This is a genomic window from Brevibacterium sp. 2SA, from assembly GCF_005502845.1.
Classification (GTDB): domain Bacteria; phylum Actinomycetota; class Actinomycetes; order Actinomycetales; family Brevibacteriaceae; genus Brevibacterium.
The window spans coordinates 1-22,632 of sequence record NZ_SCMW01000045.1 but is presented as its reverse complement, the minus strand read 5'-3'; the positions used below and the strand labels follow the sequence as shown (position 1 = coordinate 22,632).

Annotated in this window: 17 protein-coding genes; 9 read left to right on the top strand and 8 right to left on the bottom strand. The window is 68.5% G+C overall.

The annotated features are described in order from the left end of the window. Positions 1–75 precede the first annotated feature (75 nt). From FFS20_RS13915 to FFS20_RS13900, 4 genes are read left to right on the top strand one after another with little or no spacing between them, the layout of a single operon-like run. Positions 76–948, top strand: a complete 873-nt coding sequence (locus tag FFS20_RS13915; RefSeq protein WP_137826432.1) for a DUF5926 family protein — start codon at positions 76–78, stop codon at positions 946–948. A 2-nt stretch (positions 949–950) separates the two neighbouring features. Then, positions 951–1,700 (top strand): glycosyltransferase family 2 protein, encoded by a 750-nt coding sequence (locus FFS20_RS13910; RefSeq protein ID WP_137826431.1) that lies wholly within the window; start codon positions 951–953, stop codon positions 1,698–1,700. Further along, on the top strand, positions 1,697–2,647 hold the full coding sequence (pheA, locus tag FFS20_RS13905) for a prephenate dehydratase (RefSeq protein ID WP_137826430.1): 951 nt from the start codon (positions 1,697–1,699) through the stop codon (positions 2,645–2,647). The genes FFS20_RS13910 and pheA overlap by 4 nt, the downstream gene beginning before the upstream one ends. Positions 2,648–2,677: 30 nt before the next feature. Further along, positions 2,678–4,345: an FAD-binding dehydrogenase gene (locus tag FFS20_RS13900; RefSeq protein ID WP_137826429.1), complete on the top strand. Its 1,668-nt coding sequence runs from the start codon at positions 2,678–2,680 to the stop codon at positions 4,343–4,345. Here FFS20_RS13900 and FFS20_RS13895 read toward each other — a convergent pair. Beyond that, a complete protein-coding gene (locus FFS20_RS13895) occupies positions 4,342–5,304 on the bottom strand; it encodes an NAD(P)-dependent oxidoreductase (RefSeq protein WP_249356863.1) in 963 nt (320 codons plus the stop codon). The genes FFS20_RS13900 and FFS20_RS13895 overlap by 4 nt on opposite strands. A 286-nt stretch (positions 5,305–5,590) precedes the next feature. On the opposite strand from FFS20_RS13895, the gene FFS20_RS13890 reads away from it, so the two are divergent. Both FFS20_RS13890 and clpB read left to right on the top strand, forming a co-directional pair. After that, positions 5,591–7,171 carry a Na+/H+ antiporter gene (locus tag FFS20_RS13890; RefSeq protein ID WP_137826428.1) on the top strand — a complete coding sequence of 527 codons (1,581 nt, stop codon included), beginning with the start codon at positions 5,591–5,593 and terminating at the stop codon, positions 7,169–7,171. Between the two features lie 139 nt (positions 7,172–7,310). Then, entirely contained in the window at positions 7,311–9,917 is a 2,607-nt protein-coding gene (clpB, locus tag FFS20_RS13885) for an ATP-dependent chaperone ClpB (RefSeq protein ID WP_137826427.1), read from the top strand. Positions 9,918–10,032: 115 nt separating this feature from the next. Here the strand turns inward: clpB and FFS20_RS13880 are convergent, their stop codons facing one another. The 3 genes from FFS20_RS13880 to FFS20_RS13870 form a co-directional block, all read right to left on the bottom strand. Then, positions 10,033–11,193, bottom strand: a complete 1,161-nt coding sequence (locus FFS20_RS13880) for an HTTM domain-containing protein (protein ID WP_249356862.1) — start codon at positions 11,191–11,193, stop codon at positions 10,033–10,035. Beyond that, positions 11,183–11,989 carry a DUF5819 family protein gene (locus tag FFS20_RS13875; RefSeq protein WP_137826426.1) on the bottom strand — a complete coding sequence of 269 codons (807 nt, stop codon included), beginning with the start codon at positions 11,987–11,989 and terminating at the stop codon, positions 11,183–11,185. The genes FFS20_RS13880 and FFS20_RS13875 overlap by 11 nt, the downstream gene beginning before the upstream one ends. 181 nt (positions 11,990–12,170) lie before the next feature. After that, positions 12,171–13,352, bottom strand: coding sequence for a CoA transferase (locus FFS20_RS13870; protein ID WP_137826425.1), 1,182 nt, complete (start codon positions 13,350–13,352; stop codon positions 12,171–12,173). A gap of 201 nt (positions 13,353–13,553) precedes the next feature. Between FFS20_RS13870 and FFS20_RS13865 the strand changes: the two genes are divergently transcribed. Both FFS20_RS13865 and FFS20_RS13860 read left to right on the top strand, forming a co-directional pair. Then, positions 13,554–14,561: an agmatine deiminase family protein gene (locus FFS20_RS13865; RefSeq protein WP_249356861.1), complete on the top strand. Its 1,008-nt coding sequence runs from the start codon at positions 13,554–13,556 to the stop codon at positions 14,559–14,561. 218 nt (positions 14,562–14,779) lie between these two features. Beyond that, the gene (locus FFS20_RS13860) at positions 14,780–15,421 is read left to right on the top strand and encodes a hypothetical protein (RefSeq protein ID WP_137826423.1); all 642 of its coding nucleotides are present in this window, start codon (positions 14,780–14,782) and stop codon (positions 15,419–15,421) included. Positions 15,422–15,512: 91 nt separating this feature from the next. Here FFS20_RS13860 and cls read toward each other — a convergent pair whose 3' ends face one another. Then, complete coding sequence (gene cls / locus FFS20_RS13855; RefSeq protein ID WP_249356860.1) at positions 15,513–17,000, bottom strand: cardiolipin synthase; 1,488 nt, start codon at positions 16,998–17,000, stop codon at positions 15,513–15,515. 142 nt (positions 17,001–17,142) lie between these two features. On the opposite strand from cls, the gene FFS20_RS13850 reads away from it, so the two are divergent. After that, positions 17,143–17,751, top strand: a complete 609-nt coding sequence (locus FFS20_RS13850) for an NUDIX hydrolase (protein ID WP_137826421.1) — start codon at positions 17,143–17,145, stop codon at positions 17,749–17,751. Positions 17,752–17,764: 13 nt separating this feature from the next. Here the strand turns inward: FFS20_RS13850 and FFS20_RS13845 are convergent, their stop codons facing one another. The 3 genes from FFS20_RS13845 to FFS20_RS13835 all read right to left on the bottom strand — a co-directional run bounded on the left by FFS20_RS13845 (position 17,765) and on the right by FFS20_RS13835 (position 21,804). Beyond that, entirely contained in the window at positions 17,765–18,556 is a 792-nt protein-coding gene (locus tag FFS20_RS13845) for an enoyl-CoA hydratase-related protein (RefSeq protein WP_137826420.1), read from the bottom strand. Between the two features lie 11 nt (positions 18,557–18,567). Next, complete coding sequence (locus FFS20_RS13840; RefSeq protein WP_137826419.1) at positions 18,568–19,785, bottom strand: MFS transporter; 1,218 nt, start codon at positions 19,783–19,785, stop codon at positions 18,568–18,570. 66 nt (positions 19,786–19,851) lie between these two features. Then, positions 19,852–21,804 carry an HNH endonuclease signature motif containing protein gene (locus tag FFS20_RS13835; protein ID WP_249356859.1) on the bottom strand — a complete coding sequence of 651 codons (1,953 nt, stop codon included), beginning with the start codon at positions 21,802–21,804 and terminating at the stop codon, positions 19,852–19,854. Between the last annotated feature and the right edge of the window lie 828 nt (positions 21,805–22,632).

Below are 22,632 nucleotides of genomic sequence, written 5' to 3'. Positions count from 1 at the left end.
CGCTGCACCGGCACGGCTGAGCCCGCACCGGACGCTGACCGCCCAGGGCCCCGGCACCGACTAGACTTGCGTCCCATGGGAAAGAAGTCGAAGCGCTCCAAGGAAGACCTCATCGCCAAGCGTCTGGCCCGGGCTCAGGCCACGGCCTTCGTGCCCCGTCCGTTCGCTGGCCTGCCGTTCGAAGCCGACCTCATCTGCCTGCGCGAACTCGTGCCCGCCGCGACCGCGGAGGTCAGGCTGCGCGAGGACTTCGGCGGACACACCGTGACGATCGCCTCGCTGCTGCCGGCGGCCTGGCAGGCCTGGCACCGCGAGGACGGCACCGTGCTCGCCGGCATGCAGGTGCCCGTGTCCTCGACCGATGCCTCCCGTGACGTCGCCCGCGGCATCCTCGCCGCCGTCGACGCGGCCCCCGGCACGACGATCGAGGCGACGACCGAACCCGGTGAGGGACCGCGGCTGCAGGACATCGTCGACGACGCCCACCCCTTCGACGTCCGCGTCCTCGAGACCTTCGAGTACTGGGAGCTGCCCGGTGACGACGCCGAGGTCGCGGCGGCCCTCGAACAGGCCAACGACTCGATCGCCCCGACGGAGAAGCTCGCCTCCGTCGACTCCGCCTACTGGACGGAGATGTCGGGCCGCACCTACGTGCGCTGGGCCCGCAGCGAAGGCGAGGACCAGGTCGTCGACGCCCTCGCGCGGCTGCAGGCCGAGGGGCGCAACGACCTCGGCGGGCCGGGGACGTTCCTCGGCTACTTCCGGGCCCACGGGATCATCGTGCCCGTCTGGGAGCTCGAGTTCGGCACCCAGGTCGACGACGTCGAGGAGCCGATCGCCGAGTTCGCGGCCCGTCTCGACGAGGCCCTGGGCGATGACTCCCCGCTGAGCACCGAGGCCCGCCGGACCCGCTCCGGCATCGTCGCCCGCCAGCTCACCATCCACTGAGCATGGCTGAGCACCCGAGCCCGATCGGCATCGCCGCCGTCATCCCCGCGATGAACGAAGCCGAGCGCATCGCCGCGACCGTGGCGAGCACGAAGCTCATCCCCGGCGTCGACATCGTCATGGTCGTCGACGACGGGTCGAGCGATGACACCGGCACCGTGGCCCGACGCGCCGGCGCCGAGGTCGTCACCCACCCGAAGAACAAGGGCAAGGCCGCGGCGATGATGACCGGGGCCTTCGCGATCCGCAACCGGGAGATCTCTCAGACCCCGCCCGGGCAGACACCTGCCCACCGGGCGCTGCTCTTCATCGACGGCGACCTCGAGGACTCCGCGGTCAACACCGCACCCCTGGCCGCCCCCGTGCTCGCCGGGGAGGCCGACATGACGATCGCGATCCTGCCCGCGCAGAAGCGCAAGGGCGGAGGCTTCGGCTTCGTCGTCGGGCTCGCGAAGAAGGGCATCGCCGAACTCTCCGGATTCGAGGCCACCCAGCCCCTCTCGGGCATGCGCTGCCTCTCCCGGGAGGCTTTCGACGCGGCCCTGCCGTTCGCCGCCGGCTGGGGTGTCGAGACCGGCATGACGATCGACGTCGTCAACGCCGGCCTGCGCGTCGAGGAGGTCGAATGCGACCTCCACCACCGGGTGACCGGCCGCGACCTCAAGGCGCAGCTCCACCGCGCCGCCCAGTACCGCGACGTCGCCCGGGCGCTCATGGCCCGGCGGCGGCAGGCCAAGCGGGTGTCCTCATGAGGTACGCGTACCTCGGCCCCGAGGCGACCTTCACCGAAGCCGCCCTGCTCAGCTACCTCGGCGAGCTGGGACAGACGGAGACGGCGACGACCCTGCCGATGCGGGGCGCCGCAGCCGCCCTCGACGCCGTCCTCGACGGCGACTGCGCAGCCGCGATCGTGCCGATCGAGAACTCCGTCGAAGGCGGTGTGCCCGCGACGATCGACGCGCTCACCGAGCACGGTGATCTGCAGATCATCGCCGAGGTGGTCGTGCCCGTCCGCTTCGTCCTCGCGGTGCGCCCGGGCACCGACCCGACCGCGATCACCTCCTTCGGCAGCCACCCGCACGGTGAGGCGCAGGTGCGCGGCTACATGGCCGAGCACTTCCCCGACGTCGTCTACATTCCGACGTCCTCGACGGCCGCGGCCGCCCGCGACCTCGCCGGCGACGCGGCCGACTACATCGCCGCCGTGTGCCCGGCCCTGGCCGCGCAGCGCTACGGCCTCGACGTCATTGCCGAGGACATCGGCGACCGCCAGGACGCCGTCACCCGCTTCGTCGTCGTCACCCTGCCCGGACGCATTCCCGACCCGACGGGGGCGGACAAGACGACGGTCGTCGCGGCCCTGCGCTCCGACCGGGCCGGTGCACTCCTCGAACTCCTCGAGCAGTTCTCGACGCGCGGGATCACGATGTCGCGGATCGAGTCGCGCCCGACCGGCGACCGCCTCGGCCTCTACCAGTTCTCGATCGACCTCCTCGGCCACATCCGCGAGGCCCGGGTCTCCGACGCCCTCATCGGCGTCCACCGGGTTGCCCGGTCGCTGACCTTCCTCGGCAGCTACCCGAGCGCCGACGGCACCCGGCCGATCATCGATCCGACGACGACCGACGCCTCGTTCGACGACGCGATCACCTGGATGTCCGACATCCTCGACGAGGCGGACGGTTCGCCGACCGCCTGACCCCACCCGCCGACGAAGGAGTCGAGCCCGATGAGCACCGCCGCCACCTCACCGACCCCGGATGCGATCGTCGTCGGCGCCGGCCTCGCCGGACTCGTCGCCGCCCACGAGCTCACACAGGCGGGGAAGTCCGTGCTCATCGTCGACCAGGAGAACCGGGCCAACCTCGGCGGGCAGGCCCACTGGTCGCTCGGCGGACTGTTCCTCATCGACTCCCCCGAGCAGCGCCGCCTCGGCGTCCGGGACTCCCTCGCCCTGGCCCGGCAGGACTGGGCCGCCTCGGCGGGGTTCGACCGCGCGGAGGACCGCTGGCCGCGCGCGTGGGCCGAGGCCTATCTCGAGTTCGCCGCCGGGGAGAAGCGGGACTACCTGCGTCGGCTCGGACTGCGGCTGACCCCGCTTGTCGGCTGGGCCGAGCGCGGTGGGTCCGGTGCCTCCGAGCATGGGAACTCCGTGCCCCGCTTCCACCTCACGTGGGGCACCGGCCCCGAGGTGGTGCGGGTGTTCCGGGAACCCGTCGAGGCCGCGGAGGAGCGCGGGCTCGTCGACCTGCGCTTCCGCCACCGGGTCGACGAACTCGTCGTCGCCGATGGCGCCGTCGTCGGCATCCGCGGGCGCGTGCTCGCCCCGAGTCCGACGGCCAGGGGCGTGGCCTCGAACCGCGAGGAGGTCGGCGAGTTCGAGTTCCGCGCTCCCGCCGTCATCGTCTCCAGCGGCGGGATCGGCCACAATGCCGAACTGCTCCGCCGCTTCTGGCCCACCGACCGCCTCGGCGAGTTCCCCGCGCACCTGCTCGCCGGCGTGCCCGCCCACGTCGACGGACGGATGCTCGACATCGCGCAGGCGGCCGGGGCGAACCTCATCAACCGCGACCGGATCTGGGCGTACACGGAGGGCATCGAGAACTGGAATCCCATCTGGCCGGGCCACGGGATCCGGATCATCCCGGGGCCGTCGTCGCTGTGGTTCGACGCCGCCGGCAACCGCTTCCCCGCCCCGAACTACCCGGGCTTCGACACGAACCGGACGATGGCGGCGATCCTCGGCTCCGGTCACGACTACTCGTGGTTCGTCCTCAACGAGACGATCATCGCCAAGGAGTTCGCGCTCTCGGGCTCCGAGCAGAACCCCGACATCACGCTCAAGGACTGGCGGCTGAGCGTCGCCCGCGCCCGGTCGACGGCAGCGCCGGCCCCGGTCGAGGCGTTCACGCGCTTCGGTGCCGACTTCGTCGTCGCGGACACGACTGGGGAGCTCGTCGCGGGGATGAACGCCCGCTCCCGCGGACCCGTCATCGACCACGACCACCTCGTCGCCCAGATCGTCGACCGGGACCGGGAGATCGCCAACCCCTACTCGAAGGACCCCCAGGTGCAGGCGATCCGCGGAGCCCGCCGCTACCTCGGCGATCGGATCGTGCGGGTGGCCCCACCGCATGAGATCCTCGATCCCGCGCACGGCCCGCTCATCGCGGTGCGGCTGGGGATCCTCTCACGCAAGACCCTCGGCGGGCTCGAGACGAACCTCGAGGGTCAGGTGCTCGCAGCCGACGGGGCGCCGATCCCCGGGCTCTTCGCCGCCGGTGAGGTCAGCGGCTTCGGGGGCATGCACGGGTACAACGCGCTCGAGGGGACATTCCTCGGCGGGTGCATCTTCACGGGGCTGCGCACCGGGCGGGCCGTGGCTCAGTCGGTCTAGGCGCTCCGGTCCGAGGCGTCAGGGCCCTGCTGGAAGCGCGAGGGGGTGAGGAACTGCGTCGTCGAGATGCCGAGGACGCGCTGCTGCCGGGAGAGGTTGTACGTCCGGTCGAACTGCAGGTACTCGACGAGGAAGAGCCGGGCGCTGTCGCCGCGCTTGAAGAGGGACTTGACCTTGAGCCCGACCTTCGCCGCGACGAGGGCCTTGTCCTTCGCGATCGCCTCGATGACGACCGGCGGATAGCCCATCCGCGCGAAGTGCGTGGCCACGGCGTCCTTGAGCCGGTACGGAGTGGGGTCGCCGATGTTGAACGGACCCGAGGCCGAGGGCACGTCGAGGCATGCGAGCGCGGCGCGCACGAGGTTGTCGATCGCCGTCAGCGTCATCTTCTGCCGACCGCCGCCGGGCAGGGTGAGAACGCCCTTCTTCGCGAAGTGGCTGAGGCTGGGCATGAGCATCGTCTCGCCCGGGCCGTAGACCGCGGCGGGACGGAGGACCGCGGCGTCCGGGCGGATGCGGGCGAGCAGCTGTTCGGCGAGCACATGCGTCTTCGCATAGTCGTCGTGGTACTCGCTCGGGTCCTGCGGCCCCGCCTCCTCCCACAGGTCGGTGTGCGGCTGGGTCGGCGAGTAGACCGTCGTCGAGGAGATGTGGACGATCCGGGAGTCGGCGAAGGCGTCGAGGACGTGGCGCGTGCCGGTCACCCGGACATCGTAGAAGTCGTCGTAGGCCGCAGTGACATCGGTGAGTCCGGCGCAGTGGAAGACGGCGGTGACGGACTTCGCCAGCGACTGCACCGCGGTCGGGGCCGGCAGCCTGATGTCCCACTCGTGGAAGTTGACCCCGGGGATCTCCGGGTCGCGGCGGCAGAGCGCATAGACCGTCTCGTCACGGGTCGCCAGGGCGCGAGCGATGGCTCCGCCGATGAAGCCGCTCGCGCCGGTCACCACTATCGCCACCGCTGCTCCTTCCCTTCAACCGCTCTCCCGCACGCTGTGCGCCGCCCTGCTAATGCCACTGTAGCCGACGCCGGCGGCCGCATCCGCGCGGATGCCCACATGGTCGATCCGCATCCGCGACTTGCCACGGCCGGCACCGGCCCACGACACCCCGGCCCCGCCTCGGCGCCGCAATTTCCTCAACCGAACTCGTCTCAAGCGGTGAGCGCGAGCCTACAATGGGCACTGTCGCAACCGAAACCTGTGCGAACAGCCTGCTCGCACACGCCGCCACAGGAGGATGCCGATGACGACTCTGCTCATGGTCATCGGCTTCGGCGCGGCGACGAGCATCGTCGTCGGCATCGGACAGCGGCTCCGTCTGCCCTGGCCGGCGCTCATGGTCGTCGTCGGCATCATCGGCGCGTTCATCCCCACCTTCGCCGACGTCACGATCGACCCCGAGCTCATCCTCCCCCTCTTCCTCCCGCCGCTGCTCTTCGCGGCCGCGCAGAAGACCTCGTGGGCGCTCTTCGCGATCCGGTGGCGGACGATCCTCGGCATGGCCATCGCCCTCGTCGGCGTCACGGTCGCCGCCGTCGCCGGGTCCGCGCTCCTCCTCATCCCCGGGATCACGATCGCCGCGGCCATCGCCCTCGGCGCGATGCTCGCCCCACCGGACCCCGTCGCCGTCGACGCGGTCGCCGGCACCGTGTCGATCCCGCGCCGGATCATGAGCACCCTGCAGAGCGAGGGCCTGTTCAACGACGCCGCCTCCCTCGTCATCTTCCAGACCGCGATGGCCGCCGCCCTCGCCGACACGGACGTCGACTTCGGCAGCCTCGCCGTCGCCTTCGTCCTCTCCGCGGTCATCGCGATCGCCATCGGCTGGCTCGTCGTCTTCGTCGCGTGGTGGGTGATGGAGCGGATCGATCACACCATCGCCCGCTCCTCCCTCCTCCTCGTCCTCCCCTTCGGCGTCTACCTCCTGGCCGAGCACTTCCACGCCAGCGGCGTCATCGCCGTCGTCGTCGCCGCGCTCGAGGTCCGCCGGCGCGACGTCGAGGGCAACTCCGCCGAACGCGTCACGCAGGCCACGACGTGGCAGGTCCTCGAGATGCTCATCACCGGCATCGCGTTCGGCCTCATCGGCCTCGACCTCCGCGTCGTCATCGAGACCGAGAGCTCCGACCTCGGGCGCGCCGTGCTCATCGGGCTGGCGATCGCCGCGGTCATCATCGTCGTGCGCTTCGTCTGGCTCCTGCTCTCGATGCTGCTCATCAGCAAGCGCACCCGGGAGGAGGATCCGGATGCGGCCCCGCTCAACGTCCGCGACTCGGTGCTCATGACCTGGGGCGGGATGCGCGGGCTGGCGACGATCGCCCTGGCCCTGTCGATTCCGCAGCTGACCGACACCGGCGAGCCGTTCCCCGGCCGCCCCTACATCCTCGTCGCCGCCGCCGTCGTCCTCCTCGTCACCCTCGTCCTTGCGGGCCTGACGTTCCCGGCCGTCGTCGGGGCCCTCGGCATCGACGACGAGGCAGAGAAGGAGAGACGGCAGACCGAGGAGATCGCGAAGCGCGCGTACGCCGCGGCGATCAGGCAGATCCAGTCCGATGACGACCTGCCCGACGATGTCGCCGAGGCGCTGCGGACCCGATTCAGGACGCTGCGCACCCAGCTCCTCGGCACTCCCGATGACCAGGTGAGTGCGGAGAAGGCGACCGAGTTCAAGGAGAACCGCCAGCGGCTCCTCGCCGTGCAGAAGCGGGCGATGCAGGCCGCCCGCGATGAGGTGCTCCGGGCCCGCCGCGAACGCGGCATCGACCCGGAGGCGGCGGACAAGGTGCTGCGGCGCTTCGACCTGCAGGCGGTGCTGCAGTCATGACCTGGACGGAGGCGTGGGACCCCTGACATGACCGCTTGTGCGAATTCACCCTCGAAAATCAAAGTTGAGTGGAATAGACTCAACTTTGGAGGCGTTGCACCAGAGAGAAGCACAATCCACCACTGTTGAGGAGATGCGCATGGACGCACAGATGACCACCAAATCACGAGAGGCGCTGCAGACGGCAGTCAACGACGTCGTTGCCCGCCACAACAACCAGGTCGAGCCGGCCCACATCGTGGCCGCCCTGCTCGAACAGCCCGATTCTCTCGCCTCGAACCTCCTGGCGAAGGTCGGCGCTGACCGCAACACCGTGCTCACCGCGGTGGCCGCCGTGATCGGCGGCTTCCCCACCGTGAGCGGACAGTCCGTGGCGCAGCCGAGCCTGTCCCGAGCCGCGCTCGAGCTGATGAACCAGGCGCAGGAGGAGATGACCTCGCTCGGAGACCAGTACGTCTCGACCGAGCATCTGCTGCTCGCCGCCGCCGGCGGCCATGACGGCTCCGGCGATGCGCTGCGCGCCAACGGCGCCAGCCGTGACGCCCTGCTCGCTGCTCTGCCGGAGCTGCGCGGGGGCAAGAAGGTGACCTCGGAGAACCCCGAGGACACGATGCAGTCGCTCGAGAAGTTCGGCATCGACCTCACCGCCGCCGCGCGCGAGGGCAAGCTCGATCCCGTCATCGGCCGCGACAAGGAAGTCCGTCGCGTCATCCAGGTGCTCTCCCGCCGGACGAAGAACAACCCCGTCCTCATCGGTGAGCCCGGAGTCGGCAAGACGGCCGTCGTCGAGGGTCTGGCCCAGCGCATCGTCGCCGGCGACGTGCCGGAATCGCTGCGGGACAAGACGCTCATCAGCCTCGACCTCTCGGCCATGGTGGCCGGCGCAAAGTACCGCGGTGAGTTCGAGGAGAGGCTCAAGGCGGTGCTCGAGGAGATCAAGAACGCCGACGGCCAGATCATCACGTTCATCGACGAGCTCCACACGATCGTCGGCGCCGGTGCCGGCGGCGACTCCTCGATGGACGCCGGCAACATGCTCAAGCCGATGCTCGCCCGCGGTGAGCTGCGGCTCATCGGCGCGACGACGCTCGACGAGTACCGCGAGAACATCGAGAAGGACCCGGCGCTCGAGCGTCGCTTCCAGCAGGTCTACGTCGGGGAGCCGAGCGTCGAGGACACGATCGCGATCCTCCGCGGTCTCAAGGAGCGCTACGAGGCCCACCACAAGGTCTCGATCAACGACGGCGCGCTCGTCGCCGCGGCAGGTCTGTCGAACCGGTACATCACCGGCCGTCAGCTGCCGGACAAGGCGATCGACCTCGTCGACGAGGCGGCCAGCCGACTGCGCATGGAGATCGACTCCGCCCCGGCGGAGATCGATGAGCTGCGTCGCTCGGTCGACCGCCTGAAGATGGAGGAGATGGCGCTGTCGAAGGAGACGGACTCCGCCTCGCAGGAGCGCCTGAGCAATCTGCGCGCCGACCTCGCCGACAAGGAGGAGAACCTCCGTGCCCTCGAGGCGACGTGGGAGTCCCAGCGAGCCGGCCTCAACCGGGTCGGTGAGCTGAAGACGAAGCTCGACGAGTTGCGGTCGCAGGCCGAGAAGGCTCAGCGCGACACCGACCTCGAAACGGCGTCACGCCTGCTCTACGGGGAGATCCCCGCGGTGCAGAAGGAGATCGCCGAGGCCGAGGCCGAAGAGGCCGAAGCCGATGCCGGGCAGAGCTCGGATCCGATGGTCAGCGACAAGGTCACGGCCAACGACATCGCCGAGGTCGTCGCCTCGTGGACCGGCATCCCCGCCGGACGCCTCATGCAGGGCGAGGTCGAGAAGCTCCTCGGCGCCGAGAACGAGCTGGGCAAGCGGCTCATCGGGCAGAAGGACGCGGTCGCCGCGGTCTCCGATGCGATCCGCCGGTCCCGGGCCGGAGTCTCCGACCCGGATCGCCCGACCGGTTCGTTCCTCTTCCTCGGCCCCACGGGTGTCGGCAAGACGGAGCTCGCGAAGTCGCTGGCCGACTTCCTCTTCGACGACGAGAAGGCCCTCATCCGCATCGACATGAGCGAGTACGGCGAGAAGCACACCGTCTCGCGGCTCGTCGGTGCGCCTCCCGGCTACGTCGGCTACGACGAGGGCGGACAGCTCACCGAGGCGGTGCGCCGGCGGCCGTACTCCGTCGTCCTCCTCGACGAGGTGGAGAAGGCGCACCCGAGCGTCTTCGACATCCTCCTGCAGGTGCTCGATGACGGTCGTCTCACGGATGGTCAGGGCCGCACGGTCGACTTCCGGAACACGATCCTCATCCTCACCTCGAACCTCGGTTCGCAGTTCCTCGTCGATCAGGCGATGACCGAGCAGGAGCAGAAGGATGCGGTCATGGACGTCGTCGCCTCGGCGTTCAAGCCCGAGTTCCTCAACCGCCTCGACGACATCGTGCTCTTCGATGCGCTGAGCAACGACGAGCTGACCTCGATCGTCGACCTGCAGATCAAGAGCATGGACAAGCGTCTGGCCGACCGCCGGATCACGCTCGACGTCACACAGGAGGCGAAGGACTGGCTGGCGCTCGAAGGCTACGATCCCGCCTACGGTGCGCGTCCGCTGCGTCGCCTCGTGCAGCGCGAGATCGGCGACAAGCTCGCCCGTGCGATGCTCGCCGGTGACGTCCAGGACGGTGACACCGTCGAGGTGACGATGCCGGTGCACGCCGACACGACGGGTCTGGAGCTGCACGCGAAGAAGTGACCGCACAAGCACGAGGGGGCGACCGAACCGGTCGCCCCCTCGTCGCGTCTGTGGTCGAGTCGCGTCTGTGGTCGGGTCGCGTCTGTTGTCGCGGCGCGTCTGTCGTCCGCGGCGCTCAGCCGGTCTGCCCGGCAGCACTCCGGGAGCCGATGCCCGTCGATGACCACCAGCGTCGCAGGAGTGCGCTGAGCTTCTCGTAGCTGCTGTCCTTGATGAAGATCGCGTCGACGGCGATCATCGTCAGCGAGAACCACGGCAGGCCCATGAGGAGGGCGATGCCGAGGTGGAACGAGAGGATGCCGAGGAGCGCGACGACCCTCGTGTAGCGGTTGAAGAGCATGAACGGGAAGGCGCACTGGAAGAGGATCGACCCCCACGAGATGATGACGACACCGGGACCCCACGCGGTGACGAGGTCGGAGAGCACCGGCCAGGTGCCGAACTGGAGGGTCTGCAGCGGGTTGTAGACGGCGTACCCGTGCTGCCAGGCCTGGCCGCCGGCCTTGTAGAGTCCGCCGGACATGTAGATCGCGCAGACCTGGAAGGCGAGCACGACGATCGCGAGGTTGTTGGCCATGATGAGGATCCACGGGCCGTCGGCGGCTGCCGGGAGCATGCCGAAGCGCTTCCGGTGGCGGCGGGAGTCGAGGGACCAGCGTCGCGTCGTGTCGGCGAAGAGGAGCGCGATGAGGAAGATCCGGTAGGCGTTGTCGCCCTGGTCCCCGGCACTGTCGTTGAGCTCGATGAAGCTCACCCAGGCGACGAGGTAGAACGGCAGGATGATGCGGGTGCGCCAGCCGAGGATGATCGTCACGGCGAGCACGGCGAGGCCGATGATCATCGCCGTGAACAGCGGCGGGTTCGTCACTGCGCGGTGGAAGAGGGAGAACAGCCAGATGTTCGGGAAGTCGCTCTGCGGTTCGGCGATCTCGCCGTTCCAGGCCGCCCCGACGCCGAACGCATAGTTGCGGGCCGCGAAGTTCGTGAGGATGAGCCCGAGCCCCGTCACCCCGATGAGGATGCGGGTGACGGCGAGGCCGTAGGTCGCGTGGTAGCGGCCCGTGAGCATCTCCTCGAGCCAGTTCCACCCGTTGGCGAGCTTCGTCACGATGCGGGCCGTGACTCCCGTGTCGCGGCCGCCCGGGTGGTCAGCGGCGCCACCGGTCGATGCGCCATCAGCACCGCCACTGTGGTCGCCCCGGTTCGCCGCCGCCTGTGCTGTTTCCGCCTGTGCTGTTTCCGGCTTCTCGGCCCCGGCCGGCGTCTCACTGCTCACTGACGCACCTCACTGTGTCCGAGGCGCAGAAGTAGTCCGCGAAGTCCTCGTTCGATTGGTCATCCGCAAACGTCAGGGCCCGCCAGCCGACGGTGACGGGCTGGACCGCGGGACGTTCGGCGTCCTTGTCGTTGCGCTGCGCGAACGGCACGACGTTCTGTCGGGCGGCGAGGAACTGGACCCGCTGCACGTCCTCGCCCCAGACGGCGAGCGCAACCTGCGTCGCGTACGCCGTCGCCGTGTTCTCCTCCGCGAGGTAGTCGTCGACCACGCCGTCGGGGTCGGCGTACTCGTCGAGCTTGGTCGTCAGTCGCTCGACCGAGTCCTCTCCCCGGAAGTAGTCGAGTGCGACGATCGACTTGTGGTCGTCGCTGAGGTCGTCCCACGATCCCTTGAGGTCCGAGGCCACACTGATGCCGAGGCCGGCCGACCGCGGCGGGAAGAGCCTGTACGTCGAGTGGTCGAGTTCGACGTCGGTCGCCCGCACCCAGTCCGTCGTCTCCTCTCCGCCGTCCGGGGTGGAGACGACGGCGCGGACGTCGAAGTAGTAGTCACCGTTGATCGGTTCGGGGGCGAACACGCTCCACGACTGACCCCACATCGGGATCATGTACTGCGAGAGCAGGTTGCCGGGGATGATCTCCCGCAGCGTCGACGACGGCGCGATCCAGAGGAACGAGGCGAACAGGTGGAAGCCGGTCAGCGCCATGGCGATGACCATGATCGTGCGTTTGACCACGGGATTCGTCTTCGACTTCGCTGTTCGCGGCGAAGCAGTGCTCTTCGTGTCGTCCATCTCAGTTCCGGATTCGTCGTCGGCCACACCGCCGCGGGACCCGCGGCCGCGGGCACCGATCACCTGGCGATTCAGGGTTCGTTCAGACTCTAGGCTAACCGAGTCCCGAGCGCTCCCGTCGACTTTTCGCCATCGCACAGTCCCCGTCGGCAATGATCCCTGTCGACGCGCCCCGCCGGACTCACTCCCCTGCCGGCTGTCGCAGCCACTCCTTGACCGCCTCGGTGCTCTGCCCGAGCGTCGGCGGCGCGAGATCGTAGCTCGGCGGCGTCGCGGACAGGCGGATCGGGTTGGCCACGGTGGGGATGACGCGGTCACCGGTGCCCGCCTCGGCGATGGGGTCGAGGCCGAGCCGGGCGGCGAGCTCGACGCCCTCAGCGATCGTGTTGATCGGCGCGCTCGGCAGCCCGGCCGCCGAGAGGATCTCGTACCACTCCTGGTTCGTCTTCCCGGCGAGGGCGGCGACGAGGTAGGGCTCGAGCTCGGCGCGGTTCTCATTCCGGTTCGCCGCCTGGGCGAAACGGTCGTCAGCTGCCCATTCGGGGTGGCCGAGCACCTCGGCGAGCTTGCCGAACTGAGCGTCGTTGCCGATGGCGATGATGATCTGGCCGTCAGCGGTGGGCATCGGCTGGTACGGGTAGAGGCTCGGGTGGGCGTTGCCCATCGCGCGCGGCACGACACCGCCGGCGATGTAGGCCGAGGTCTGGTTCGCCAGTCCCGAGAGCGCCGAGGAGAGCAGGTTCGTCTCGACGAGCTGCCCGACGCCGGTCTCCTGACGGTGGACGAGCGCGGCGAGGATGCCGACGGTCGTGTGGAGGCCGGTGAACACGTCGACGATCGCGACACCGGCCTTGACCGGGCCGGACTCCTCGGTGCCGGTGACGCTCATGAACCCCGACAGCCCCTGGATGAGGAGGTCGTATCCCGGCTGCGGATTGTCCCGCCCGAATCCGGTCACCGAGGCGTAGACGATGCCCGGGTTGTCCGCCCGCACCGAGTCGTAGTCGAGGCCGTACTTGGCCAGCCCCCCGGCCTTGAAGTTCTCGACGAGGACGTCGGCCCGGCGGGCGAGCTCCTGGGCGAGGGTGCGATCGTCGGGGTCGGTGAAGTCGAGGACGACGGAGTGCTTGTTCCGGTTGGCCGTGAGGAAGTACGTCGCATCGTCCCCGCGCCGAGGCGGCGCCCAGTACCGGGTGTCGTCACCGGTGCGGCCCTCGACCTTGATGACCGTGGCGCCGAGGTCGGCGAGCATCATCGTCGCGTAGGGGCCGGCGAGGACCCGGGAGAAGTCCGCGACGAGGATCCCGGCCAGCGGACCGGTCCCCTTCCTGGCGAAGAGCTCGTCGATGTCCTCGGTCTTCACGTGCGACTCCCTTCGGCGCTGCCAGTCGGTCTCCCTTGCCGGACTGATCTCCTCGCCCGACTATACGGGGTCGGCAGGTGCGGAATCCGCAGGCCCTGCCGCGCGCAGGCTCGCTAGACTCGGAGTCACACTGCGTCCGCAGTCGCACCACCAGAGTTCCGGATGAGAGCACCACAGAAGAGGTAGACGATGACGTACCGCATGCCGGCAGAGACCGCCGCCCACGACCGCATCTGGATGGCGTTCCCGTCCTCGGGCTATGCGCTGGGTGCCTCGGAGGAGGACGCCGAGGCGGCGCGCACGACGTGGGCGGCCGTGGCCAACGCGGCCAGTGAGTTCACCCCGGTCACCGTCGTCGTCTCCCCCGCGCAGGTCGACCATGCCAGGCGCCACCTCGGCGAGGGCATCGAGATCGTCACTGCGGAACTCGACGATGCGTGGATGCGCGACATCGGCCCGACCTTCGTCATCGACGACGAGGGGAAGCTCGCGGCCGTCGACTGGGTGTTCAACGGCTGGGGTGCGCAGGAGTGGGCGACGTGGGACAACGATGAGCACATCGGGCGCTTCGTTGCCGAGGCCGCGGACGTTCCGGTGGTCTCCTCGCAGCTGCGCAACGAAGGCGGCGGCATCCACGTCGATGGTCGGGGAACGGTGCTCGCCACGCGCAGTGTGCAGCTCGATCCGGGACGCAATCCCGGGCTCACCGAGGCCGATGTCGAGGCCGAGTTCGCCCGCACGATCGGAGCGAAGAAGGTCATCTGGCTCGATCACGGGCTGCATCGGGACAATCAGACCTTCGGCACGCGCGGGCACGTCGACATCGTGGCGACGATGCCGAGCCCGGGTGTCGTCCTCGTCCACGATCAGCGCAATCCCGAGCATCCGGACCATGAGTTCAGTGAGCAGCTCAAGGAGTTCTTCGCGAACGAGACGACCGCCGACGGTCAGCCCTTCGAGGTCGTGCCGATTCCGGCGCCGGAGATCCTCAAGGACGACGAGGGCTGGGTCGACTACTCCTACGTCAACCATCTCGTGACGAACGGCGGAGTCATCGCGTGCACGTTCGATGATCCGATGGACGCCGAGGCGCAGGCGATCCTCGAGCGGGTGTACCCGGGTCGCACCGTGGTCGGGGTCGACGCCCGCGAGCTCTACGCCCGCGGCGGCGGCATCCACTGCATCACACAGCAGCAGCCGAGTCTGTGACAGTGTCGCTGCGCTGAGGACACGGTCCGCTGACGCTGGGAGTTTTCCGGCAATGTCGCTTTACGCAATGGGCGGCGTGCGCGGCAGCGCGCGGCAGGCCCGGCCGGCGGTGGGGCGATCGACCCTGCAGCGCGAAATCGCCTCACCACTGACCCGGTGTGTCGGTATAGGCTGGTGGCTCAGAACACATTTGCGACGCAGCGAAGGAGAGCACAACCATGAAGAAGCGATTGATTCTCCTGGCCGGACTGGGAATCGGGTACGTCCTCGGATCTCGGACCGGCCGCCAGAGCTACGAGAAGCTCAAGGCGCAGCTGCAGGAGCTGTGGACCGACCCGAAGGTGCAGGAGACGGTCGAGAAGGCCAACCAGTCGATCCGCGAGAAGGCTCCGGCAGTGGCCGACGCCGTCCAGACGGCGACCGACAAGGTCAATGCCGCAGCGCAGGAGCTCGACGGTGATGAGGATGCGCACGACGGACCATCGTCGAGCGGCACGACAGGTTCGAAGGGTTCGACCTCGGCGGGTTCGGCCGGGGCGAGTTCGACCTCGGCTGGTTCGTCAGGCCCAGGTTCGGTCTCGAAGCCGGTGACGCCCGCCTCGACGACCTCCGGAGCGACGGGATCGTCCGCTTCAGGCGCTGCCGGCACGACGCCGAAGCCGACCGGCGGCTCGGCAGGCGGCGCGACGCCCTCGCCGAAGCTCGGCGCCAAGCCGACTCCGGGCGCCACCTCAGGTGCTGGGTCGACGGGTGCTGCGGCAAAGCCCGCCGGGGGCACGACTCCGACGCCGAAGCGAGTGAACGACGTCATCTCCGATCCCGAGCGCTCGCTCGAGGACGAAGGACCGTCCCGCAGCTGACGGAGCTCACTTCACGAAGCGGCGGCTGCCTTACCGAGGCAGCCGCCGCTTCGTGCTGTCAGCGTCTACAGCACCGAGCGCCAGCCTGCTTCTACAGCAGCGAGCTCGTCAGCCGGGCGACGTTCTCGATGTACTTCTTGTGCAGCGGCCGGTTCCGCCACTCCTCGGCATCGAGTTCGACGGAGTTCGGCGCGTACTCTTCGGCTTCGAGCGCGTACATCCGCGCCGTGAACTCCTTGTCGACGATGAACATCGTCACCTCGAGGTTCATCGCGAACGAGCGCTCGTCCATGTTCGAGGACCCGATGATCGACACATCGTCGTCGATGAGGAGGAACTTCGAGTGGAGGACGGTGGGCGCGTGGTACATGAAGATGCGGACCCCGGCGCGGACGAGCTCGTCGTAGTACGACTGCTGGGCGCGGTGGGTGAGCCAGTGGTCGCTCGTCTCACCGACGTAGAGGCGGACGTCGACACCCGAGCGCGCCTCCGTCGTCAGAGCGTGGAGCAGCGATTCGTCGGGGACGAAGTACGGGGAGCACACGACGACAGTGCGGTTCGCGTTGTAGATGAGGTGATTGAACAGGCGCAGGTTGTTCTCGTCCTCGAACCCGGGACCGGACGGGACGACCTGAGCGAGGGCGCCACCGCTGATGGGGGCGTTGAGTTCGAGCTGCGCGGACTCGTCGAAGAGCTCGTCGGTCTCCGAATACCAGTCCGTGGTGAAGACCGCATCGAGTTCGTCGACGACCGGCCCCTCGCATTCGAGGGAGAGATCCATCCACTGGAAGCCCTTCCGCCGGTTGCGGGCCTTGTTGTACGAGCGGTCGATGATGTTCTGCGAACCGGTGAACGCCCTGACCCCGTCGACGACGAGGATCTTGCGGTGGTTGCGCAGGTCAGGACGCTGATACTCGCCTCTCCAGGGGCGGATCGGCAGGGCTCGGCGCCACGGTATGCCCGATGAGTCGAGCCGTTTGACGAGCTCCGAATAGCCCGGGTACCCGATCGACCCGAGGTGGTCGATGAGGATCCGCACCCGCACGCCCCGCGCGTGGGCGTTGAAGAGGGAGTCGATGAGCCGTTTCGTCGTCGCGTCGATGGCGACGATGTAGAACTCGAAGTGGACGTAGTCGTGGGCGGCATCGATGGCGTCGGCCATCGCCTCCATGCACTCGTGGTTGTCCGTGTGGAGGATGAACGCATTGCCGTGGGTCATCGGCAGGGCCCCGAGGTCGAAGTTGAGCTGGGCCGCCGTCGCCAGGGGTTCGGGCAGGTGGCTGTGCTCGCCGACGATCGCCTGCTCGTTCGACTCCTCGCGGATGATGTCGTTGATGACGGTCTGCTTCTTCCGCCGATGCTTGGGCAGCTTCGAGGAGCCGAGCAGGAGGAACGCGAGCAGCCCGACATAGGGGATGAGGAAGATCGCGAGCAGCCAGCCGAGCGCCACCGACGGGCGGCGATTGTGCGGGATCCACCCGAGCGCGATGATCCGGATGAGGAGGTCGACGGCGAAGAGGAGGAAGAGCAGCCAGTTCGGCCAGGCGCTGTCGACGGTGAAGAGGGGGTAGACCTCCACGTCGATCACCTCCTCCGCCTGGCACTCCGGCCGCCGGGGCCGCTCTGACTTCCTCATCGTATCGCGCAAGGTCACCCTGCCGATCCGCGGTGCGAACGCGCGATAATGAGATGACCAGCCCCGACCGAAGGTGTCCACTGCTATGACCGTCGATCCCACCGCCGTCCCCATCCGTCCAGCCGTGAGCGTGATCATGGTCAGGGACGGCGAGTCCGGACTCGAGGTCTTCGTCCAGCACCGGGTCTCGACGATGGATTTCGCCGCCGGGGTCGTCGTCTTCCCCGGCGGCCGTGTCGATCCCGTCGATGTCGCCGGCGCCGAGGCGGTCGTCGTCTCCGACCCAGAACTCCACCGGGCGGCGTGGCAGGATTCGACGATCGACGATTGGCGGGTCCTCATCGCGACCGCAGTCCGTGAGGTCGCCGAGGAGACGGGCGCCGTCATCGACCCGAATGCGCTCACACCGTGGGCGAACTGGGTGACCCCGCCCGGACAGCCGAAGCGCTTCGACACGTACTTCTACGTTGTGGCCGCCGACGAGGCGCTGGCTCCGCAGCATGTCACGACCGAGGCGCACACGAGCGAGTGGCTGCCGGTCGCCGCGCTCCTCACCGCTGAGTCGGTCGGCGAACTCAAGCTCATGCGTCCCACGTTCGTCCTGCTCAGCGAGCTGGCGACCTTCGCCTCGGCCTCAGCGGTCACGACCGGCCCTCGCGTCATCGACGTCGTGCGCCCGGATGAGGCGCCCTGAGCCACGGTGCGGTTCAGCGGCGGGAGGCCCGCATGCTCGTGAGTCGCTCTTCGACGACTCGGCGCTGTTCGTCCGAGCCGAGGAGTTCGGAGAGCGCCTGCTGTTCGGCGGCGAGTCCCTCGGCGAAGGGGACTGAGTAGGAGAGGTCGACGAGGCGCTTCGACCACACGAGCGCCTGACGGGACTTCGAGGCGATGTCGGCGGCGAGCTCGAGGGCTCTGGCGATCGGGTCCTCGGCGAGCTCCTCGACGAGTCCGATCCGCTGCGCTTCGACGCCGCCGATCGCCTCACCGGTGACGATGAGCTTCTTCGCCATGCCGGGGCCGACGAGGCGGGGCAGCAGCTGGGTGCCGCACATGTCGGGGATGATCCCCCACTTGATCTCCATGAGCGAGAACTGCGAGTCGGGGCTCGCGACGCGGATGTCGGCGCCGAGGGCGATCTGCATGCCCCCGCCGAGGGCGGGCCCGGCGACCGCGGCGATGACGGGCACCTCGACGAGGGACCACACGTGCACGGCCTTCTGAGCCAGGGCGCGGGCGGAACCGAGGAGGTCACCGTCGGCGCCGATGCCACTGGGCCCCTCCTCGGCGATCCGCGCCATCTCTGCGAGGTCGAGACCTGCGCTGAAGGCGCGCCCGCGGCCGGAGAGGACGATCGCACGGACCTCGGGGAGCGTGGCGAGGTGGAGACCGACCTCGACGAGCTCCTCGAAGACGCCCCTGGTCAGGGAGTTGAGTTTATCGGCGCGGTCGATCTCGACGTGGGCGACGCCGTCGGCGATGGAGTGGACGATCTGGGGCATCGAGGATCCTTTCACTGGCGTTGTCTGAACCCTACAAGGGTGAGCACGATCACGGCGACCAGGGACGTCAGGCACATCCCGACGACGCCCGGCCACGCGAAATCGGTGAAGAGCACGGCGGAGAGCCAGGCGCCGAGGCTCGTGCCGAGATAGTAGACGGTGAGGTAGATGGCGGAGGACCGCGTGGTGTCGACGCCGGGTCGGGCGGTGCTCGCGGCCGCCGAGGCGCCGGTGTGACCGAGGAAGAAGCCGCCGGTGAGCAGCGACATGCCGATGATGATGAGCGGGAGCGAGTCGACGAGGGTGAGGCAGGCGCCGATAATCGCGGTGACCATGCCGATGAGCGTGAGGCGACGGCGCGTGAAGGTCAGGGCGAGGCGACCGTAGTACGTCGTCACGACGGTGCCGACGAGGTAGATGAGGAAGAAGAGCGCGACGGTGCCCTCGCTGAGGTTCCACGGGTCCTGTTGGAGTCGGGAGCCGAGCATCGTGAAGGAGCCGCCGAAGACGATCATGCAGAGGAACCCGGTGAGGTAGATGCCCCACAGTCCGCTTGGGATTCGCCGAGGCGGTGAAGCGGTATCGCTCTGTGCAGTGTCGCTCGGGGTCGTGTCGCTCTGTGCAGTGGCGCTCGGGGTCGTGTCGCTCCGGGCCATGTCGCGGCGGAGGAGCCAGACGACGATGAGTCCGATGGCGAGGGCGACCGCTGCGGTGAAGGCGAGGCCGCCGTGCCAGCCGAGGACCTCGGCGGCGAGTCCGGTGAGCAGACGGGAGCACAGGCCGCCGATCGTGTTCCCGGCGATGTAGACGCCGATCGCGCCGGGCAGGGCCGAGGGCGGAAGCCGCAGGGACAGGTAGGCCATCGCGGTGGCCGGCACCGAGGCGATCGCCACGCCTTGGAGGAAGCGGACGGTGATGAGCAGTTCGGGGTTGGGGGTGAACGGCAGGATGAGGGCGAGGACCGCGGCGAGGATGACGCCGCCGACGATCTGCCGGGCGTGGCCGATCCGGGAGGCGAGCAGTGAGAACGGGATGAGGAAGCACGCCATGGCGACGTTCGTCGCCGAGACCGTGAGGCTCGCGGTCGGGGTGTCGATCGAGTACGCCTCGCGGATGGCGGGGATGAGGCCCTGGGTTTCGTAGAGGACGAGGAAGACCGAGATGCCGGCAAGGAACACTGCGACGATGGTGCGCCGGTTGCTCGTCGCGTTCGGCTCACCGGTGCTCATGGTCCTCACGGTATGCCTGCACGACGGGATGGCTCAAACCGTTCCGCAGAGCGAACCCGTGACCGCTCAGCCGTCGAAGAGCGTGTCGATGATCCCCTGGGCGACGAACTTCGCATGGAGGATGGGTCGTCGCTCCGGGTCGATCGAGGCAGGAGGCACCCACGCCGGTTGGCCGCTGGTGAGCATCACCGCATGCCAATCCGATCTGTCGATGAGATGGTGGTGTGCTCCGCAGGCCAGTGTGAGGTTGTTGATGTCGGTGATGCCTTTGTCGATCCACGGCACGATGTGGTGGACTTCGCACCACCCCGGCGGTGCATCGCAGCCGGGGAAGGTGCACCCCATGTCTCTCGCCGTGATGATCGCCGTCTGCTTCTCGTCGGCGAAGCGCTTCTCGGTGGCGACCTGCACCGTCTTGGCCGAGTCGCTCATGAGGTGGAAGAACACTCTGCCGTTGAGTCCGGAGGAGGTGAGTTCGGACATCGGCACCGGATTCTCGGTGCCGGTCTTGCCCTGACCGGTTCTCGAGGCGAGGTCTTCGGCCTTCGCCGTGACGACGAGTGAGTACCTCGCTCCCGAATTCGGGCGATTCATCTCGATCTTTCCGATCAGGGAGGCGAATCGTTCGTAGATCCACCGGCGAGCGGAGGGCTGGGCGTCGACCGTGCTCACCGTCGTGCCGTCGCGGCGCATTCCATAGGCGCTGCCGTCCGCACCGTCGTGACCTGCCATCGCCGCTGTTCCGCCTGAAGCGTCGGCACTGGTGCCCGTGCCCGGAAGTCGCTGGCCGGTGCCATCCTGAGCGAAGAGCGGCGCATCGTGCCGGTCGCCCGAGAGCACCGCGTCGAGGACATCGAAGGGGCTGGGTGATTCTTCAGCGACCGCCTCGGTGCCGGCGAACCCGTTGCCGGCATCGCCTTGGCCGCCTGCCGCTTCCGCGCCGCCCTGCTCGCCGGCTGTCCGGCATGACTCGATCCTCGACGTCAGCAGGCCGTTGAGCAGGCCGCCGGTGATCGGGTCGAGCCGACCTGACAGCTCCCAGTCACCGTTGCGGCGGGCGCGGAGATGAACCGAGTAGTCCGACCGGTCGCGCCCCTCGGACGGCTCTTTGCCGTCGGGGTCGATGATGTCGAGCATGCGCTGGAAGATCTCGCGCAGGTCGGAGACGCGGACGTTGGGCGCTTCCTTGACCAGTCGCTCTTCGGTCTCGGCCCGCAGTTCGGCGCTCACCCACGCGGGCAGTCGTTTCATGCATTCGGCGATGACCGCGGCCTGGTTCGCCGACAGGACTCCCTCGTGGAGGCCGTCTGCGGCCTTGGGTGCCAGCGGCGGCATCGGCTGACCGGAGAGGTCGACGCGTCCGCCGAGGTTGTTCGCCGCCTCGGTGCGTCGATAGGCCTCCTGATCCGACAGCCCCAAACGATCCTTGACGAGTGCTTTCGTCGTCTTCGCTCCGAAGTCCGTGGGCACTCCGACTCGCTGGAAGATGGCGAGGGTGACGGCGTTGAGCGAGGCGTTGACGCGGTTGATCGCTTCGAGGGCATCGGCGAGGATCACTGCGTCGTCGGGGCCGACCGGCCGTTCGAAGGTGCGGACTTCGCTTTCGAGCCTGGTCAGGTTCGTGATGCTGTCGAGGACTTCGGGCGCGAACTCGGACAGGCGGGACCAGGCCGCATCGGTGAGCAGCGGATGCCGGCTCAGCTTCCTCGTGTCCGGCATGGCGGCGACCGCCGCAGCCGGGTCATCATCGGCCGGCCCGGGGTCGAACGCGTCGTCGTCGACCGACAGTGCCGAGACGTCGGCCGCCAGCGCTTCGCTCCGGCGACGACCGTAGTCGTCGGGATCGTGGGCACAGGGAGAGTCATCGGGCTCTTCGTCGCCGCGAGAGTCATCGGACTCGTCAACGCCGGAGGCCTCCTCGTCCGGAGTTGCGCCACTTTGAGCCCTGTCGATCTGGGCCGCGTCGATGCGAGCGTCAATGACGGGAACCTCGCCGACCGGATTCCCCTCGAATGGCACCTCCGCACCCTGAGTCTCCTCGTCGCCAGGGGCTTCCTCGGCCTGAGTCTCCTCGGTCGAAGTCTCAGCGGTCGAAGTTCCAGGCAGTACCGGACTCTCAGCCTCCGGTACTGCCGGGATCTCCTCGAAGAGTTCGGCGTGGACGCTGCCGCTGAGGTCGAGTCCGGCATCCCTGAGCTGGTCGAACAGCGATTCCGGAGTTCCGGCCGGTCGGCTCGAACCGCCTGCGGATGGCCCTGGTCCAGATGAACCCGGTCCCGATGAACCCGGTCCCGATGAACCTGGTCCGGATGAACCCGGTCGCTTCGACGTGGAGCCCCGCTTCCCCGCAGGCGACGTGCGGGGACGGTCGCCGTTCCCGTGGTTCTGCCTGTCCGGGGTGAGTGTCATGACTCCTGATCCGTTCGCCAACGCTCATCGTTGTTGCTCTGATTCTACTCCGCGAGTGTGATATTCACAATAGTCTGTTCCTAATTTATTCGATCTTTTTCTCGCAATGAATTCATTCACTCATCGATTTTCGCCTGACAGCAGAAGTCGCTGGTCACGGACGTGCACGGTCGAGAAATCATCGAACTCGCAGCAACCTCACCCGACGCAACCGCCCCACTCCGTCCGTGATCACGCCCACCCTCAGGCCACCGCGACCATCCCTGGTTCGCTGCACCGACCGCCCCGCCCCTGAACTCCGAGCTATCCGGTCCCGGCCTCGTCCATCTCCGGACGCCACATCCATCCCAGACGCCCCGTCACCACCGACTCGCGTTCGCACCCACCCCGTCACCACCGACTCGCGGTTGCACCCACCAGGCCACCACATCCGAACCC